2 protein-coding genes are annotated in these 1,804 nt (G+C 38.9%); both read left to right on the top strand.

Annotation, left to right across the window (positions count from 1 at the left end):
* On the top strand, positions 1-442 hold a 442-nt coding region (locus AC52RT_RS14260; protein WP_495541354.1), incomplete at its 5' end, for a hypothetical protein.
* Between the two features lie 216 nt (positions 443-658).
* The gene (locus AC52RT_RS14265; protein ID WP_495541355.1) at positions 659-1,660 is read left to right on the top strand and encodes a hypothetical protein; all 1,002 of its coding nucleotides are present in this window, start codon (positions 659-661) and stop codon (positions 1,658-1,660) included.
* Positions 1,661-1,804: the final 144 nt, after the last annotated feature.

The following is a 1,804-nucleotide window of genomic DNA, read 5'->3' on the forward strand; positions in this document are numbered from 1 at the left end:
TGTAGTTATGGAAAAGATTACTAAGAAGCAGATGTTTGAGGGTATGGTCGCTTACTTCAAGGGTGAGGACACCGCTATCTCTGAGGCTCAGTTCGCCGAGTTCTGTGAGAAGCAGATTGTGGATCTGGATAAGAAGGCTGCTAAGTCCAAGGAGCGTGCCGCTGCAAAGCGCGCTGAGGGCGATGAGCTGACTGATGCTGTGTACGCAGTCATCACCGATGAGTACCAGACCATTGCGGATATCGCTACTGCGGTTCTGGCTGACATGGAAGAGGGCGCTGATATCTCTACCCAGAAGATCACTGCTCGTCTGACCAAGCTGGTTAAGGCAGAGCTGATTGAGAAGGACCAGGTTGTCGTCGAGACTGAAGACGGCAAGAAGGCTAAGAAGATGGCCTACCGCCTGGCTGCGCCCTCTGAAGAGGTAATTGACGAGGAGTAATCCTCATAAGCAATCCCTGTGAGTGTAATAACTCACAGGGATTTTTTATGCTCAATGTAGGAGCTTTCAGCTGCTCCTGCCGAACCTGGATGCCACCTACTGCAAACCTAAATCAATCTAGGGCTTTAGAATTTTTACGAGCAATTTGTGCCTTATATTGATTTTATTAAAAAATTATGATATAATATATTATAAGAATAAAAAAAGGAGGAGCAGATGCAAGTCCTAAATGACAAGGAGTATGGACTATTTGAACGTTTAGTGTCCTTATCTCAGCAAGAACTTCATAAAACGTTAGGTGTTTACTTAAAAAGTAAATATAAAGAAGTAATTATTACAAAAGAATATATTGTGGCAGTTGGTGATATTCCAATAGCACTGGTAGCTCATATGGATACAGTATTCTATAATCAACCAAGTGAGGTTTATTATGATCAGCGAAAAGGAGTACTGTGGTCTCCCGATGGATTGGGTGCTGATGATAGAGCAGGTATTTTCGCAATTATTCAAATAATTCAGTCTGGTTTGCGGCCCTCTATTATTTTAACTACTGACGAAGAACGTGGTGGATTGGGCGCACAAAAATTAGCAAAAATTGAATGTCCTATTCCTTTTTTGAAATATCTAATCCAACTTGATCGTCGAGGCGCTTGTGATTGCGTTTTTTATGATTGCGCAAATGGGGATTTTATCAAATTTATTGAAGCTTATGGTTTTATTGAAGCAAAAGGCAGTTTTAGTGATATCAGCTTTTTAATGCCTGCATGGAAAGTGTGTGGTGTTAATTTGTCTGTTGGTTATGCAAATGAACATAGTATAAGTGAAATTCTGCATATTAATGTTCTTTTCCGAACCATCGATAAAGTAAAAAAGATGCTGCAAGAAACTAAAATTCCTAAATTTGATTACTATGAAGCTCCAAGTGCATTAACTGATTATTTTGCAGAAATGAATCCTTCTTATGGGTATGAGATGGATCTTGGTAAAAAATGTATTTGTTGTGATTCTTATTTCTTTGATTTTGAATTAATTCCTACCAAGAGTAGAGAAAAAAATAAAATGGTGTATTACTGTCCGGATTGCGCGGTTGATCGAGTCAATTGGTGTGAATGTTGCGGTTTCGCTTACGAAATAAAAGATCCAGAAGACGATATTGATATTTGTCCGGACTGTGTGGAGGTATTAAGTGCTGAAACAAATCAAAAGGCAAGTGGCTGATGTCATTAGTCATTCACAGTGTTTTGATGAACCATTTGTGGATGAATTAATTAATACATGGTTAGAAGCAAAAAGAGATTTTATTGAAGTATTTGGCGGTAAACTTATTTATGAAGTTCCCATCCCAATCACTTTTAAGATGAC

The sequence above is a fragment of the Peribacillus sp. genome (assembly GCF_059453735.1).